The organism is Flavonifractor sp. An52, from assembly GCF_002159385.1.
GTDB classification, from domain to species: domain Bacteria; phylum Bacillota; class Clostridia; order Oscillospirales; family Oscillospiraceae; genus Flavonifractor; species Flavonifractor avicola.
Map to the genome: position 1 here is coordinate 1 of NZ_NFIB01000044.1, position 15076 is coordinate 15076.

General features: G+C 62.2%; 13 protein-coding genes. 7 read left to right on the plus strand and 6 right to left on the minus strand.

Annotated features, from left to right (window positions below; translation table 11 throughout):
* Positions 1–121: 121 nt before the first annotated feature.
* Entirely contained in the window at positions 122–355 is a 234-nt protein-coding gene (locus B5G06_RS12900) for an HPr family phosphocarrier protein (RefSeq protein ID WP_087189457.1), read from the minus strand.
* A 142-nt stretch (positions 356–497) separates the two neighbouring features.
* Here B5G06_RS12900 and mtaB point away from each other — a divergent pair, with 142 nt between their 5' ends.
* A complete protein-coding gene (mtaB, locus tag B5G06_RS12905; RefSeq protein WP_087189458.1) occupies positions 498–1787 on the plus strand; it encodes a tRNA (N(6)-L-threonylcarbamoyladenosine(37)-C(2))-methylthiotransferase MtaB in 1290 nt (429 codons plus the stop codon).
* 38 nt (positions 1788–1825) lie between these two features.
* Here the strand turns inward: mtaB and B5G06_RS12910 are convergent, their stop codons facing one another.
* On the minus strand, positions 1826–2398 hold the full coding sequence (locus tag B5G06_RS12910) for an FUSC family protein (RefSeq protein WP_087189459.1): 573 nt from the start codon (positions 2396–2398) through the stop codon (positions 1826–1828).
* 68 nt (positions 2399–2466) lie between these two features.
* Here B5G06_RS12910 and thyA point away from each other — a divergent pair, with 68 nt between their 5' ends.
* The 6 genes from thyA to htpG all read left to right on the plus strand — a co-directional run bounded on the left by thyA (position 2467) and on the right by htpG (position 9325).
* Positions 2467–3297, plus strand: a complete 831-nt coding sequence (gene thyA, locus B5G06_RS12915; protein WP_087189460.1) for a thymidylate synthase — start codon at positions 2467–2469, stop codon at positions 3295–3297.
* A gap of 12 nt (positions 3298–3309) precedes the next feature.
* Positions 3310–3789 (plus strand): dihydrofolate reductase, encoded by a 480-nt coding sequence (locus B5G06_RS12920; protein ID WP_087189461.1) that lies wholly within the window; start codon positions 3310–3312, stop codon positions 3787–3789.
* Positions 3789–4361 carry an NUDIX hydrolase gene (locus B5G06_RS12925; protein WP_087189462.1) on the plus strand — a complete coding sequence of 191 codons (573 nt, stop codon included), beginning with the start codon at positions 3789–3791 and terminating at the stop codon, positions 4359–4361. The genes B5G06_RS12920 and B5G06_RS12925 overlap by 1 nt, the downstream gene beginning before the upstream one ends.
* A 381-nt stretch (positions 4362–4742) precedes the next feature.
* Entirely contained in the window at positions 4743–6113 is a 1371-nt protein-coding gene (gene mnmE, locus B5G06_RS12930) for a tRNA uridine-5-carboxymethylaminomethyl(34) synthesis GTPase MnmE (RefSeq protein ID WP_087189463.1), read from the plus strand.
* A 123-nt stretch (positions 6114–6236) separates the two neighbouring features.
* Complete coding sequence (locus B5G06_RS12935; RefSeq protein ID WP_242955497.1) at positions 6237–7274, plus strand: hypothetical protein; 1038 nt, start codon at positions 6237–6239, stop codon at positions 7272–7274.
* A 128-nt stretch (positions 7275–7402) separates the two neighbouring features.
* Complete coding sequence (gene htpG, locus B5G06_RS12940) at positions 7403–9325, plus strand: molecular chaperone HtpG (protein ID WP_087189464.1); 1923 nt, start codon at positions 7403–7405, stop codon at positions 9323–9325.
* Between the two features lie 60 nt (positions 9326–9385).
* On the opposite strand, the gene B5G06_RS14555 is transcribed toward htpG, so the two are convergent.
* From B5G06_RS14555 to B5G06_RS12960, 4 genes are all read right to left on the minus strand, one after another.
* Positions 9386–10894: an Ig-like domain-containing protein gene (locus tag B5G06_RS14555; protein WP_087189465.1), complete on the minus strand. Its 1509-nt coding sequence runs from the start codon at positions 10892–10894 to the stop codon at positions 9386–9388.
* A gap of 37 nt (positions 10895–10931) precedes the next feature.
* On the minus strand, positions 10932–13211 hold the full coding sequence (locus B5G06_RS12950) for an Ig-like domain-containing protein (protein WP_087189466.1): 2280 nt from the start codon (positions 13209–13211) through the stop codon (positions 10932–10934).
* A 247-nt stretch (positions 13212–13458) separates the two neighbouring features.
* Entirely contained in the window at positions 13459–13929 is a 471-nt protein-coding gene (locus B5G06_RS12955) for a hypothetical protein (RefSeq protein ID WP_087189467.1), read from the minus strand.
* 93 nt (positions 13930–14022) lie between these two features.
* The gene (locus B5G06_RS12960) at positions 14023–14868 is read right to left on the minus strand and encodes a DUF4358 domain-containing protein (protein WP_087189468.1); all 846 of its coding nucleotides are present in this window, start codon (positions 14866–14868) and stop codon (positions 14023–14025) included.
* Positions 14869–15076: the final 208 nt, after the last annotated feature.

A 15076-nucleotide genomic window follows, 5' to 3' on the forward strand; every position in this document is an offset into this window, starting at 1 on the left:
GGTAAGCCCGAGAAAGAAATGCAGTCGGCAAACCTTTCGGGGCCCCTTAAGGGGCTTCGTCCGTATCAGGCCCTTTTAGGGCCTACTCAAGCCTCCGGCTTAGCCGGAGGTTTTGACTACTTCACTTGACAAAGGCATCAACCGCCTGACGGAAGGCGGCCTGATCGCCGTCGCTGCCGTGGAGGCGGACTGTCACCGGGTGGGACAGGTCCAGAGAGAACAGCCCCATAATGGACTTACCGTCCACCACATAGCGGCCGGACAGAATGTCCACCTCGCAGGGGGAGCGGGTGGCGGCATTGACAAACTGGCGGACCTCCTCGATGGAGGCCAGAGAAACCTGGAATTCAGACATGGGGCACCTCCTGAACGAATATTATCCTTGCAATCAAACTGGAATTCCGTATAATAGGGGATATCGAAACTCTGTCCTGTTTATTATACTGACAAGTCAGATGTTTTTCAACAGGAAAACGCCTGTAAAGAGAGGAAAGCGTATGCGTACAGCGATCTATACCCTGGGCTGTAAGGTGAACCAGTATGAGACCCAGGCCATGGAGGCCGAACTCACCCGCCGGGGCCACACTCTGGTGCCCTTTGACGGGGAGGCCGACGCCTATATCATCAACACCTGCACCGTCACGGCGGTGAGCGACAAGAAGTCCCGCCAGATGATCCGGCAGGCCCGCAAGCGCTCCCCCCACGCCATTGTGGCGGTGTGCGGCTGCTACGCCCAGACCGACCCCGAGGCGGTGGAGGCCCTGGAGGTGGACCTGGTGATGGGCACCAACGACCGCATGGGCTTTCTGGACCGGCTGGAGGCCCTGAGCCCAGACGGGGGCCAGGTGGTGGACGTGGACGACGCCCTCCGCCGCCGCACCTTCGAGCGGCTGCCCGCCGGCGGCCTGGAGGGCCGCACCCGGGCCATGCTGAAGGTGGAGGACGGCTGCGTCAACTTCTGCACCTACTGCATCATCCCCTACGCCCGGGGACCCATCCGCTCCCTGCCCGCTGCCGAGGCTGCCGCCCAGGCCGCCAAGCTGGCGGACGAGGGCTACAAAGAGCTGGTGCTCACCGGCATCGAGATCTCCTCTTGGGGCCGGGATCTGGAGGGCAAGCCGGAGCTGATGGACCTGATCGAGGCGGTGTGCGCCGCCGCGCCGGAGTGCCGGGTGCGGCTGGGCTCTCTGGAGCCCCGCACCATCACCGCCGATTTCTGCCGCCGGGGGGCGGCTATCCCCAACCTGTGCCCCCACTTCCACCTGTCCATGCAGTCGGGGTGCGACAGCGTTTTGAAGCGGATGAACCGAAAATATGATACCGCGCGGTATTATGAGAGCGTCAGATTACTGCGGGAATACTTTGACCGGCCCGGAATCACCACAGATCTCATTGTGGGCTTCCCCGGCGAGACCGAGGAGGAGTTTGTCCAGACTCTGGACTTTGTGCAAAAGTGCGCCTTCTCCGCCATGCACATCTTCCCCTACTCCCGCCGCTCCGGCACCCCTGCCGCCGCCATGGCCGGCCAGTGCTCCAACGCGGTGAAGGAGGAGCGGGCCCACCGGGCGGGTGAGGTGGCCCGTGGGCTCCACCAGGCCTGGCTGGAGCGCTGGGTGGGCCAGACTCTGCCCGTTCTCTTCGAGGAGGAGAAGGACGGCCTGTGGCGGGGCCACGCCCCCAACTACACCGAGGTCTTTGTTTCGGGCCAGGGATTACACAATGTGATACGGGACGTAAAAATAACAGGCCTTCATGGAGAAGGCCTGTTGGGTGAGCTTGTGCCGTAACGGGGACTGCGGGGCGGGGGCTGGCCTCCCGCTCTGCGTTACTTGTTGCGATGAAACTTTGTCTTGAACTTCTCCACCCAGGGCTCCAGACGCTCCCGGGGAAGAAGATAGTTGATGAGCAGGGACATGGCCACGCCCATGCCGGTGTCAAACATCCGGTCCAGGGCGTAGGACACATAGGTGTCCACCGGCGTGTTGAACAGGACGATGCACAGTACCACGCCGCCGGGCTGTACCGCTCCCACCCAGAAGGTCTGGGCTAGCAGGATCAGGATGATGACGCCCACAAAGAGTAGAGGCACCAGCAGCAGCCGGTTCTCCCCGTCGGGGTAGAAGATCAGATAGATGCGGAACAGCCCCATGCCCAGCAGGCCGCCGATGATGGTGCCGAAGAGCCGGTTGCCGCCGTGGAGTTTGGAGTGGTCCATATTGGCCCCCATGCCGAAGATGGCGCCGATGCAGGCGAAGGTGGGGTTGCGCTCACTGAGAAAGAAGTGGTAGATCAGGGCGCACAGAGAGGCGGAGAGAGCGGTTTTCAGATTGCGCAGGCCGATGTGCAGATGCAGATGGTGGGTTGTGGTGGCGGAGCCGGAGGCGGGGGCGTCTTTCATGGTGAAGTCACACTCCTGATGTTTGATTTTGAGATCAGTCGAGGTTTTTGAAAAACGGGAGGTACGCGATGAGCAGAGCAGACGAGCTGTTTATTCAAAATTGTAAGGATATTCTGGCCCATGGGGTGTGGGACACCGACCAGGAGGTGCGCCCCCGGTGGGAGGACGGTACCCCCGCCCACACCGTGAAGAAATTTTGTATCGTCAACCGCTATGACCTGCGGGAGGAGTTTCCCGTCCAGACCATCCGGAAGATGGCCTTCAAGAGCGCGGTGGACGAGCTGTTGTGGATCTGGCAGAAGAAGTCCAACAATATCCACGACCTAAACAGCCACATCTGGGACGCCTGGGCCGACGAGAGCGGCTCCATCGGCAAGGCCTACGGCTATCAGCTGGGGGTGAAGCACCAGTACGCCGAGGGGATGTTCGACCAGGTGGACCGGGTGCTCTATGACCTGAAGCACAACCCGGCCTCCCGGCGGATCATGACCAACCTCTATAACCACCACGACCTCCACGAGATGGCCCTCTACCCCTGCGCCTATTCCATGACCTTCAACGTCAGCGGCAAGACCCTAAACGCCATCCTCAACCAGCGCAGCCAGGATATGCTCACCGCCAACGGCTGGAACGTGATGCAGTACGCCGCCCTGGTCCACATGATGGCCCAGGTGTCCGGCCTGGAGGTTGGCGAGCTGGTCCACGTCATTGCCGACGCCCACATCTATGACCGCCATGTGCCGGTGGTGGAGGAGATCATTGCCCGCACCCCCTATGAGGCGCCCAAGCTGTGGATGGACCCCTCCGTCACCGACTTCTATGCCTTCACCAAGGACAGCTTCAAGCTGGAGGGCTACCAGTTCCACACCCTGGACCAGCCTATCCCGGTGGCGGTGTAAGGAGGGCCTGTTATGAATCTCATTGCAGCGGTGGACCAGAACTGGGCCATCGGCAAGGACGGGGATCAGCTGTGCTACATCCCCGCCGACCTGAAGCGGTTCCAGGCCCTCACCACCGGCCACGCCGTGATTTTGGGCCGCAAGACCCTGTCCACCTTCCCCGGCGGCCGGCCGCTGAAGAACCGGCGCAACCTGATTTTGTCCCGCAATGCCGCCTTCGCCCCGGAGGGGGCGGAGGTGTTCTCCGGCATGGAGGACCTGCTGAAGGCAGCCCCGCCGGACGCCTTCGTCATCGGCGGGGAGAGCGTGTACAAGGCTCTGCTGCCCTACTGTGACAAGGCCTATATCACCAAGATCGACAGGGCCTGGCCCGCCGATGCTTTCTTCCCCGACCTGGACGCCGACCCGGCGTGGCAGGTGACCGAGGAGGGAGAGTGGCAGGGCCACGAGGGCCTGGCCTTCTGCTATGTGACCTATGAGAGGGTGAACTGATGTACCGGGAGGAGATAGCGGCCTATGTGCCACAAAATCAGCAGGAACTTGGAGATAAGGAAATGATGCTGGAGTACCTGCGCTTGTTCCCCGATAACCTTCTGACCCGGCAGAACAGGGTTGCCCACTTCACCGCCTCTGGCTTTGTGGTCAACGCCGACGCCAGTAAGGTGCTCATGGCTCACCACAACCTCTATCAGGTATGGGCCTGGACCGGCGGCCATGCCGACGGGGAAGCCGACCTGCTATCGGTGGCCCTGCGTGAGGCCCGGGAGGAGACGGGGGTGGAACACATCCGGCCCCTGAGCACGGCGCTGGCCTCCCTGGAGATCCTGCCTGTGTGGGGCCATGTGAAGCGGGGGGCGTGGGTGCCCTCCCATCAGCACCTGAATCTCACCTATCTGTTGACCGCAGACGAGACAGACCCCCTCCATTACCGGGAGGGGGAGAATACAGGGGTGGCCTGGCTGCCGGCGGACAAGCTGCTGTCCATCACCAACGAATGGCAGATGGATGAGGTATACACCAAGCTGCTGGAGCGGGCCCGCCGTCTGGTGGGAAAAAGACCGTAAAAGATCTGCCGCACAAGGGCTGGGGCCATGCGCGGCAGACGGTTACTATATGGTAATGGTATCATGCCCGCCTGCCCGGCGCAAGTGCCGACTTGCCCAAAAACCAATCAATTTTTTTGACAACCTGACAAAAAATATGGGACCATAAAATCTTTTGACACGGCATATACAGACGGGTATGCAATGTAAAAAAACGGTAAGCAAGCGGAGGCGCGTTGCCCCGCAGGGTTTTCCACATTATCCACAGGGTTTTCCACACTTGTCCACACTGGTGGAAAACAACCGTTATGCATATTCCGGTAGACATAAAAGTAGTCAAGGGAAAAATCCACGGCAGAATTGCCAAAGTTTCCACACAGCGGGAGACGGGAAGGAAAGACCATGTCCGACACCATCGCAGCCATCGCCACACCAGCCGTTCCCAGTGCCATCGGCATCCTCCGTCTCAGCGGACCGGAGGCCATTGCCGCGGTCTCTGCGGTGTTTCGGCCCCTGGGGGGCAAACCTCTGACGGCATATGAGGACCGGCATCTGGTGCTGGGGGAGCTACTGGGGCCGGGGGGCGAGGTCATCGACCAGGCCCTGGCCACCATCTCTCACGGCCCCCACAGCTATACCGGGGAGGATACGGCGGAAGTGCAGTGCCACGGCTCCCCGGCGGTGCTCTCTCTGGGGCTGGAGGCCCTCTTTGCCCAGGGGGTGCGGCAGGCGGGGCCGGGGGAATTTACCCGACGGGCCTTCCTCAACGGGCGGCTGGACCTGACTCAGGCGGAGGCGGTGGCCGACCTCATTGACGCCGAGACCCCCGCCGCCGTGCATCAGGCCGCCGGTCAGCTGGCAGGGGCTCTGGGCCGCCGGGTGGGGGCCATCTATGACGGTCTCACCGACCTGCTGGCCCACTTCCACGCTGTGCTGGACTATCCCGACGAGGACATCGACCCCTTCCGGGCGGACACCATCCGGGAGGGGCTTACCGGGGCCAGAACCGCCCTGGAGGACCTGCTGGCCACCTACCAGCGGGGCAAGTACATTGCCGGGGGCGTGCCCTGTGTGCTGGTGGGGCGGCCCAACGCGGGCAAATCCTCCCTGCTCAACGCCCTGGTGGGCTATGACCGGGCCATCGTCACCGATATCCCCGGTACCACCCGGGATACGGTGGAGGCCAAGTGCGTGCTGGGGGGCGTGACCCTGCGGCTCATCGATACCGCCGGCATCCGGGAGACCGAGGATACCGTGGAGCGCATCGGCGTGGAGCGCAGCCGTGCCGCTCTGGAGGAGGCCGCCCTGGCCCTGGTGCTGTGGGACGGCTCCACGGCCCTGGGGGAGGAGGATTGGGACCTGCTGGCCGATGCCAGAGACCACGCGCCGGTGATCCTGGTGCGCACCAAGGCGGACCTGCCCTCCAAGCCCATGCCGGTGCTGGGGGTGGAGGAGATGCCACCGGTGGTGTCGGTGTCCGCCAAGACCGGCCAGGGGCTGGACAAGCTGGGAGAGCTGGTGGAAGGACTTTTCCCCACGGTGGGCGTGGGAGGGGCGGGAGAACTGCTCACCAACGCCCGGCAGGCGGAGGCCGCCCGGCGGGCTCTGGAGGGCGTGGCCCGGGCGGAGGAGAGCCTGGAGGCGGGGGTCACCCCCGACGCCCTCCTTACCGACGTGGAGGAGGCCCTGTCTGCCCTGGGCGAACTCACCGGAGCCAACATCCGGGAGGACATCACCGCCCGCATCTTCGAGCGGTTCTGTGTTGGAAAATAGGGGCGGCCTTTGGCCGCTCCTTTTTTGCGCTTTGTAACCCCTTGTCTCCACATTGGCACCGGCCCTGTAACCCTCTGTACCACGGAACATGGTAGGATGGAGGCAGAAAAGGAGGTTACTGTTATGAAACGCACGGTATTGCCTGCCCTGCTGCTGGCCCTTGCCCTGTGCGGCTGCGCGGCGCAGACACTTGCTGAGACGCAGACCACGCCCCCACCGAAGGAGAGCGCTCCGGCGGCGGAATACGACTTCACCATACTGCCGGTACAGGAGGAGAGCATCCATACTCTCTACAACCAGGAGGGTTATGAGGTGAGGAAGGTCACTCCCTATGAGGGGGACTATCTGGTGGAGTACGGCTATGAAAACGACCCCGACTTCTCCCTGCTGGCCTGGGTGTTCGGCCGGACCGGACGCCGGGTACAGCTGGCCGGCAGGAGCCAGTTTACCGCCTATGAGATCACAGGCCCCGGTGAAGTGCGCTACACCACCACCGGATGGGACGCGGGCACCGCCTGGAAGGGGCTCCCGGAGATCCGTACGGTGTGGGTGGTGGGGGACGAACACGGTTCCATCCATCCCGACCAGGACTGGGGGGCCATCCAGTCCTACCAGGAGACCACCTGGCTGGACCCGACCCAGCCCTTTTCCATGGGAACCTCCAGCGAGGCCACCCACCCGCCCGAGGAGTGGGGGCGGTATGAGCAGCTCTACGACGCCCGCATTGACGCCGACGGCCTGTCCTTCTCCTTCATCCCCAACGGGGACAGCCCGGAGAAGGTGGTCTCCTTCTTCCCGGCGGCCACCACCATCCCAGGCTTTTCCACCGCCTTTGACCCGGAGGGCAGAATCTTCACCATCCGCCTGTACAACACCTGCCTGGAGAGCGGCGGCACGGGGGCCAATGTGGATGAGTGGTTGGGAGACTACCCGGAGGACCTGTACCCCTATTCCTTCCCGGCGGGCTCCTTGGGCCGGGACAGCCATTTCCTGAAGGACGTCACCGTGGCCCAGGACGGGGCGGACACGGTGGTGTCCACCGTCCTCACCGACCGGGCCTGGCGGTTTACGGTGGAGACCTCCAACCTGGGCCGAGACAACATCCCCTCCTTCCGGATCATCTTCCGGGAGTATGACTGGGAGATGGACGGGGAGGGGTGAATTGTAAACATTTCTTGAACCCCCTTGCAATTTTTCATACGAAGGATTATGATAGCGTTAGCACTCTGGATAATTGAGTGCTAACGCTATGTTTTTAAAAACACTTTCATATACAGGAGGCATTCATCGTGGAAAAGAAAGAATTTCAGGCGGAATCCAAGCGACTGCTGGACCTGATGATCAACTCCATCTATACCCACAAGGAGATCTTCCTGCGGGAGATCATCTCCAACGCCAGCGACGCCATGGACAAGCTGGCCTATAAGGCCCTCACCGACGACAAGGTGGGCCTGGACCGGTCGGAGCTGAAGATTACCCTCACCCCCGACCAGATCGCCCGTACCCTGACCATCAGCGACAACGGCATCGGTATGACCAAGGAGGAGCTGGAGCAGAACCTGGGCACCATCGCCCGCAGCGGCTCCCTCCAGTTTAAGCAGGAGATGGCCAAGCAGGAGAAGGCCGAGGGGGACACCACCGACATCATCGGTCAGTTCGGCGTGGGCTTCTATTCCGCCTTCATGGTGGCCGACCACGTCACCGTCACCAGTAAGGCCTACGGCGCCGGCCAGGCCTGGAAGTGGGAGTCTGACGGCGCCGACGGCTACACCATCGAGCCCTGCGAGAAGGACAAGGTGGGCACCGACATCGTGCTCCACATCAAGGCCAACACCGACGAAGACCACTACGACGAGTATCTGGAGCAGTACCGTATCGCCGATCTGGTGAAGAAGTACTCCGACTATATCCACTACCCCATCGTCATGCTCATGCACAAGTCCCGCCAGAAGCCTCGCCCGGAGGACGCCGGCGACGACTACAAGCCCGAGTGGGAGGACTATGATGAGTGGGAGACCCTCAACTCCATGGTGCCCCTGTGGCAGCGGCCCAAGAGCGAGGTCAAGCCCGAGGAATACAACCAGTTCTACAAGGAGAAGTACGGCGACTGGGAGGACCCCCTGAGCGTGATCCACGTCTCCGCCGAGGGTACCGTGGAGTACAAGGCTATGCTCTACATCCCCTCTCACGCCCCCTATGACTTCTACACCCGGGAATATGAGAAGGGCCTGCAGCTCTACTCCTCCGGCGTGCTCATCATGGACAAGTGCGCCGACCTGCTGCCCGAGCACTTCCGCTTCGTCAAGGGCGTGGTGGACTCCCAGGACTTCTCCCTGAACATCAGCCGTGAGATGCTCCAGCACACCCGCCAGCTGAAGGTCATTGCCAACAACCTGGAGAAGAAAATCAAGGCCGAGCTGCTCCGCCTCCAGAAGGAGGACCGGGAGAAGTACGAGACCTTCTGGAAGGCCTTCGGTCCCCAGATCAAGATGGGTGTGGTGGCCGACTACGGCGTCCACAAGGACCTGCTCAGCGACCTGCTGCTGTTCTGGTCCTCCAAGGAGGGCAAGCTGACCACCCTGGCCGAGTACAAGGAGCGGATGCCCGAGGACCAGCAGTACGTCTACTTTGCCTGCGGCGAGGACACCGCCAAGCTGGACAAGCTGCCCCAGGCCGAGCGCATCCGGGACAAGGGCTACGAGATCCTCTACCTCACCGCCGAGGCCGACCAGTTCGTGATCAACGTGCTGGGCGCGGTGGACGGCAAGGCCTTCAAGTCGGTGGACGACGACGACGCCCTGCCTGAGACCGACGAGGAGAAGGCCGCCCTGGAGCAGAAGGCGGAGGAGAACAAGCCGGTGCTGGACTTCCTGAAGGAGACCCTGGGGGGCGACATCCACGAAGCCCGCCTGTCCAAGATCCTGAAGAGCGGCGCCGTGTGCCTCACCACCGACGGCCCCATCACTCTGGAGATGGAGAAGTACTTCCAGCGGATGGACCCGGACAACGCCGACAACATGAAGGCCCAGCGGGTACTGGAGCTCAACCCCGATTCGGATGCCTTTGCCGCCCTGAAGCGGGCGGTGGCCGAGGACAAGGACCTGGCCGCCAAGTACGCCCAGCTGCTGTATGCCCAGGCCCAGCTCATTGCCGGTCTGCCTCTGGCCGACCCCGCAGGCTACACCGAGCTGGTGTGCTCCCTGATGAAGTAATGAATCACAAAAGGCCCCGCTGCCAACGGCAGCGGGGCCTTTTTGCATGGAATTGTAAACTTAGGGAGTAACTACGATCAGAATGCCGGGAACACCGCCGGCCACGCTGGCGCCCATCATAACAAAGTAGGTGCCGTTGGTGTAAATCAGGGTGGTGCCGCCGTCGTCATTGACGAAGCTGTCCATGTACCGGAAGCCGCTGGCCACCAGGGCGGCGTCATAACGCTCGGCGAAGTCCTCGCCGTGACCGGCGTTCTTGATGCTGGTGTAGGAGTAGAAGAAGCCGCCGGAGTTGTCGGAGGGATCATAGGTGCTGTCCATGGCGTAGGTGCCCATCACCAGACCGAAGTCAGGCACGCCGGCGAACCGGGAGTAGGACTGGTAACCGGAGCTGGCGGGCTTCTTGACGGTGACGGTGCAGGAAGCGCTCTTGCCGTTGGGGGTGGAGGCGGTGATGGTAACGGTACCGGGGGCCACGGCGGTGACGGTGCCGCTCCACACGGTGGCCACAGCGGTGTTGGAGGAGGTCCAGGTGATGTTCTTGTTGACGGCGTCGGCGGGCTGGACGGTGGCGGTGAGGGTGCCGGTCTTGCCCACGTCCAGGGTCATGGTAGTCTGGTTCAGGGTGACAGAGGAGACGGCCACGGGGGCGGCGGTAACGGTGACGGTGCAGGAGCCGCTGACGCCGTTGTCGGCCACGGCGGTGATGGTGGCGGTGCCCGCCTTATGGGCGGTGACGGTGCCGTTGCTGACGCTGGCCACGCTGGCGTCGGAGGAACTCCAGGTCAGGGACTTGACGGTGGCATTGGAGGGGGCCGTCTGTACGGAGATGGCGCCGGTCTTGCCGGCCTCCAGGCTCAGGCCGGTGAGGGTCAGGCCGGTCAGGTTCACATAGGTGAGGGAGATGTTCTGCCGCAGGGCGGGGTTGGCCATACGGGAGACAATGGCGGCCACGGAGGAGCGGGTGATGGTGGTCTCGGGCTGGAAGGTGCCCTTGGAGTCGCTGCCGGTGAGGATGCCCGCCCGGTAGAGCAGGTAGATGTCGTTGTAGTTGTCGGAGCCGGCGGCCACGTCGGGGATCATGCCGTCGTCCACGGTGTTCTTGGCCTCCAGGGCCTCGGCGGGCAGGGCACGGGCCAGGATGGCGGCAAACTGACGGCGGGTGGCCACGGCGTTGTAGTCGGTGAACTGGCCCTGGGAGATGATGCCGTTCTTCACGGCGTAGTCCACATAGACCTGGTACCAGGGATCACCCTGGACAAAGTTGGCGGCGCCGGTGTTGTAGATGCTGTGGAGACGGCAGGCCAGGGCAATGGTGGAGCCCACGGTGATGTTGCCGTCGGGGGAGAAGGCGGTGCCGCTGGTGCCCTTCATCAGGTCCATCTCATAGGCGGTCTTGACGTTGCTGGTGTACCAGGTGTCGGCGGGCACGTCGGTAAAGGTGCCGGTGGTGTAGGTGTTGACGGACTTGAAGTTGGACAGGCCGTCCTCGGCGGCCAGGGCGCCGGTGGTCAGCAGGGACACCGACAGGCCCAGAGCCAGGAACAGGGACAGAATGCGTTTTTTCATGGGGCAGAGCTCCTTTCAGTAAAATATAAAATTGAGATTACAGATTTTTGATGATGGAATTGGCCGTGCTCAGAATGTTGTTCCACTGCTTGAGAACATAGGTGAATTGGTTCTGCCCCCGGATGATATCCATGTCAGTGCCGTTCTGAGAGATCTGTTCGTACATGGTAATGGTGGAGTCCACATCGTCCAGCAGGGTGGTGGCAAGCTCCTTGACGCTGGACCAGTAGGAGTTGTCGCCGCAGGCGGCGATGATATCGCTTACGGTGGTTCGGAAATCCTTCATGGCCACGTTGGCGGGGATGAAGCGGATGATAGCCGACTTGATGACGTTGGGATCACGAGGATTACTGGCGGCCTCATTGCCGGCGGCGGTCACCTCATTTTTGGCGACCTCCAGAGCGGCCATACCGTTGGTGAAGTAGTCGCTCATGGTTTTGCCGATCTCCATGGCCTCCTCCTTCTCCGGGTCCACCTCGGGCTCGGGCTCGGGGGTCTCGGGCTCCACCAGGCCGGGCACGGCCTTGTCGCCGGAGTAGCTGACGAACTCAATGGAGGCGGCCTGTGACAGGGCGGTGGGGTCCACATCGAAGGTCATCTCTACCGCGAAGTCCTGATTGTTGCCCACGCTCTTGGAGCTGTAGTCGGTGTCCAGCAGCTTGCCGCCGGCGTCATACAGATTGATGCGGACGTAGAAGTACTGGGAGCCGCTGCCCACGCTGCCCTGAGCGGTGGCCTCCAGACGGGCCTTGCCGAACTGCAGCTTGCCGCTGGTGAAGGTGAAGTCATTCACCAGGAAGTTGGTGACCGTACCGCCGGAACGATAGACGATGGTCATGGGGCCGTAGTTGTGGTTCAGCTCAGGTACGGAGAAGTTCAGCTTGGTGGAGGCCTTGACGGTCAGGCGGCAGTAGTCGTACCGGCCGTTTTCGGAGGTGGCGGTGATCCGGGCGGAGCCGGGCGCCACAGCGGTGACCTTGCCGCTGGAGTTGACGGTGGCCACGCTGGTGTCGGAGGACTCCCACTCCACGCTGTCGTCGGTGGCGTTGGCGGGATACACCGAGGCGCTGAGGTACTCGCTGTCCCCAACCTCCAGCGTCAGGCTGCTGGGGTCCACGGTGACGCTGGAGACCTTGATCTCAGGGGTGACGGTGACCTTGCAGGTGGCGGTCTTTCCGTTATAGGTGGTGACGGTGATGGTGGCGGTGCCCTCCCGCTTGGCGGTGACGGTGCCGCCGCTGCTGACGGTGGCCACGCTGGTGTTGGAGGAGGACCAGGTGACGCTGTCATTGGTGGCGTCGCTGGGCTTCACCGTGGCGGTCAGGCGGCCGGTGGTGCCCTCCGCCAGACTCATGGTGGACTTGTTCAGGGAGACGCCGGTGACCTCCACGGGGGCGGGGGTGACGGTGACCTTGCAGGTGGCCTTGACCCCGTTGGCGGTGGTGGCGGTGATGGTGGCGGAGCCCTTCTTCACGGCGGTGACCTTGCCGTTGTCCACAGTAGCCACGCTGGTGTTGGAGGACTTCCAGGTCACGTTGGTGACAGTGGCATCAGCGGGGGAGGGGGTAACGGTAAGGGCGGAGGTCTTGCCCTCCTCCAGAGTCAGGCTGGTCTGGTTCATGGTCAGCTTGGTGGCGGGGACCACCTTCATGGTGACGGACTGCCGCAGCTGGGGCATGGCCATGCGGGAGACGATGGCGGCCACCGACGAGCGGGTGATGGTGGACTCGGGGACGAAGGTGCCCTTGGAGTCGCTGCCGGTGAGGATGCCCGCCCGATAGAGAAGATAGATGTCGTCATAGTTGGCGGAACCGGCGGTCAGATCGGGGATAGTGCCGTCCTCCACCGTGTTTTTCTCCTCCAGAGCCTCCTCAGGCAGGGCCTTGGCCAGAATGGCGGCAAACTGCCGGCGGGTGGCCACGGCGTCATAGTTGGTAAACTGGCCCTGGGTGATGATGCCGTTTTTGAGGGCATAGTCCACATAGACCTGATACCAGGGGTTACCCTGGATGAAGTTGGCGCCGCCGGTCTCATAGATGCTGTGGAGCCGGCAGGCCAGAGCAATGGCGGAGCCCACGGTAATGTTGCCGTCGGGGGAGAAGGCAACGGAGCTGGTGCCCTTCATCAGACCCAGCTCATAGGCGGTCTTGACGTTTTCCGTGTACCAGGTGCTGGCAGGCACGTCGGTAAAGGTACCGGCGGTGTAGGCGGCGCTCTTCTGGAAGTTGGACAGACCCTTGCCTGCGGCCAGAGCAGTGGGACAGAGGGCCATCACCAGCCCCAGGGTCAGCGCCAGGGACAAGATGCGTTTTTTCATACAATCTCTTCCTCCTCTTCAGGGTGCGCTCAGGCCAAACAGGGCGGGGTGCCTCCTCGCCCTGCCCTGCTGGACCTTCTTTCCAATCACAACTATATACTCTTTTTTAAGGTAAAACAATTTGCTGGCTGCATAGTGTTTGTGGAAAGATATCCAGGGAGAAACAGAAAAAACCGCGCAAAGCAGTGGGTTTTTCTGTATTTTGCGCGGCTTGTATGAATTCAATTTTGGAAGATGTTCCGGCTGCTCAGAACTGGGAGAGGGCCTTCCACAGCTTCTTCTGATTGGGCAGCATCTGCCGGGGTGTGGTGCGCCTGGCATAGCGGCTGGCGATCTCCCGCTGCTTGTCGGGGGGAAGGAAGGGCAGCAGGGCCATGGCCCGCCCTTCAAAGGCGGACAGGGAAAAGGCCACGGTGTGATCGGTGGGGACAGGATAGAAGAGCATCAGCTCCAGGGCCTGGGCGGCCAGGCGGCAGGCCTCCTCCGCCGGACAGGTCTCCAGCAGACCGGTCAGGGTGGTCAGACGCTCCGTCATGGCGGCGTCAAACTCCTCCACCGCATAGGACACCCGGGGGTTGCCCTGGGCCCGGAAGAAATTGCCCATGACCTCCCCCACACTGGAGGCCTTGCTCTTCTTCAGCTTTTCGATGAAATCCCGGTAGCAGACCTCCAGGTCCTCCAGAGCCTGGGGGGCGGATACGGGGGTGTGTTCTTCCATGGGGATCCCTCCTTTTTTCCACATTATAGTCGCTGCCGGTGCAAAAAACAAGGTCCCGGCCATAGCCGGGACCTTGTTTCGTGGTTGGAAGGTTCAGCCCTGAGCAGCCACGAAGTCGCGGAAGAGCTGCTCGGCCTGATCGGCGTTCTCACCAATGAAGAAGAACACATAGCCGTCCTCGATCACGGTGCGGGCGTCCTGCACCTTGGGCAGGTGCTGAGACAGGTACCAGGAGAAGGTGTCCTCCTGGCTCTTGCGGTAGGCCTCCAGGGCATCGGAGACCGCCTTCTCATCGGCGTTCTCAGCCAGCTTGCCGATGATGACGGTGTCGGGGCTGGTGATCATGGGGAAGAAGGCCACGATCTGCTCAAACTGGTCCACGGGGATCTTGTAGGCATCGGTCAGCATATCCTCATAGGTGCGGGAGCCGAACATCTCGCTGTTCTCCATGATGGAGTAGGCCAGCTTAACCATGGGGTCGTTGTTGGGGGTGGTGATGTCCACGGCGCCAAAGCTCTCAGCGGTGGGGTCGGCCCAGGTGACGGTGTAGCCGTCCAGCAGGGCCAGCACGCCGGAGGACACATAGGTCACGCCGGCGGTAACCTCCGCCTTCTCCTTCACCAGCTCGTCGTTGACCAGAATGGTGTTGTCGTCAAAGTTTACGGTGATCTTGTCCTGGCCGAAGTTGAACCAGGCCTCGTTGCCCTCCTGATCCCAGTAGGCGTTGCCGTGGTCGGCCTCGGCCAGCAGGCGCAGGGGCAGCATGGAGTCGGAGGCGGCGGGGAGAGCGGCGGTATCCAGCTTCTCACCGTTGAGGGTGATGGAAGTGGTGTAGCCCACCTTGGCGGAGATGAGCACGGGGGTCTCCACAGCCAGGGCCGGGAGGGTCATGGAGCCGGCCAGAGTCAGGGCCAGCGCGGCGGCGCCGAATTTTTTCATCGGTAAGGTCCTCCTTGCAAGTTTGTTGTCACAAGGATAGACGGGACTTTTTCAAAAAGGTTCCCCAGAAGAGGAAAAATTTTATGGGGCTGTTGCAAAATGTGCAGCTCGTACAAAGACCCGTCATTCCGAGAAAAACGGCCGCCCACCGGGCGGCCGTTTTTCGTGGGAATCCGTCCCTTTTGCCGGGGAAACGGATTGCCACGCC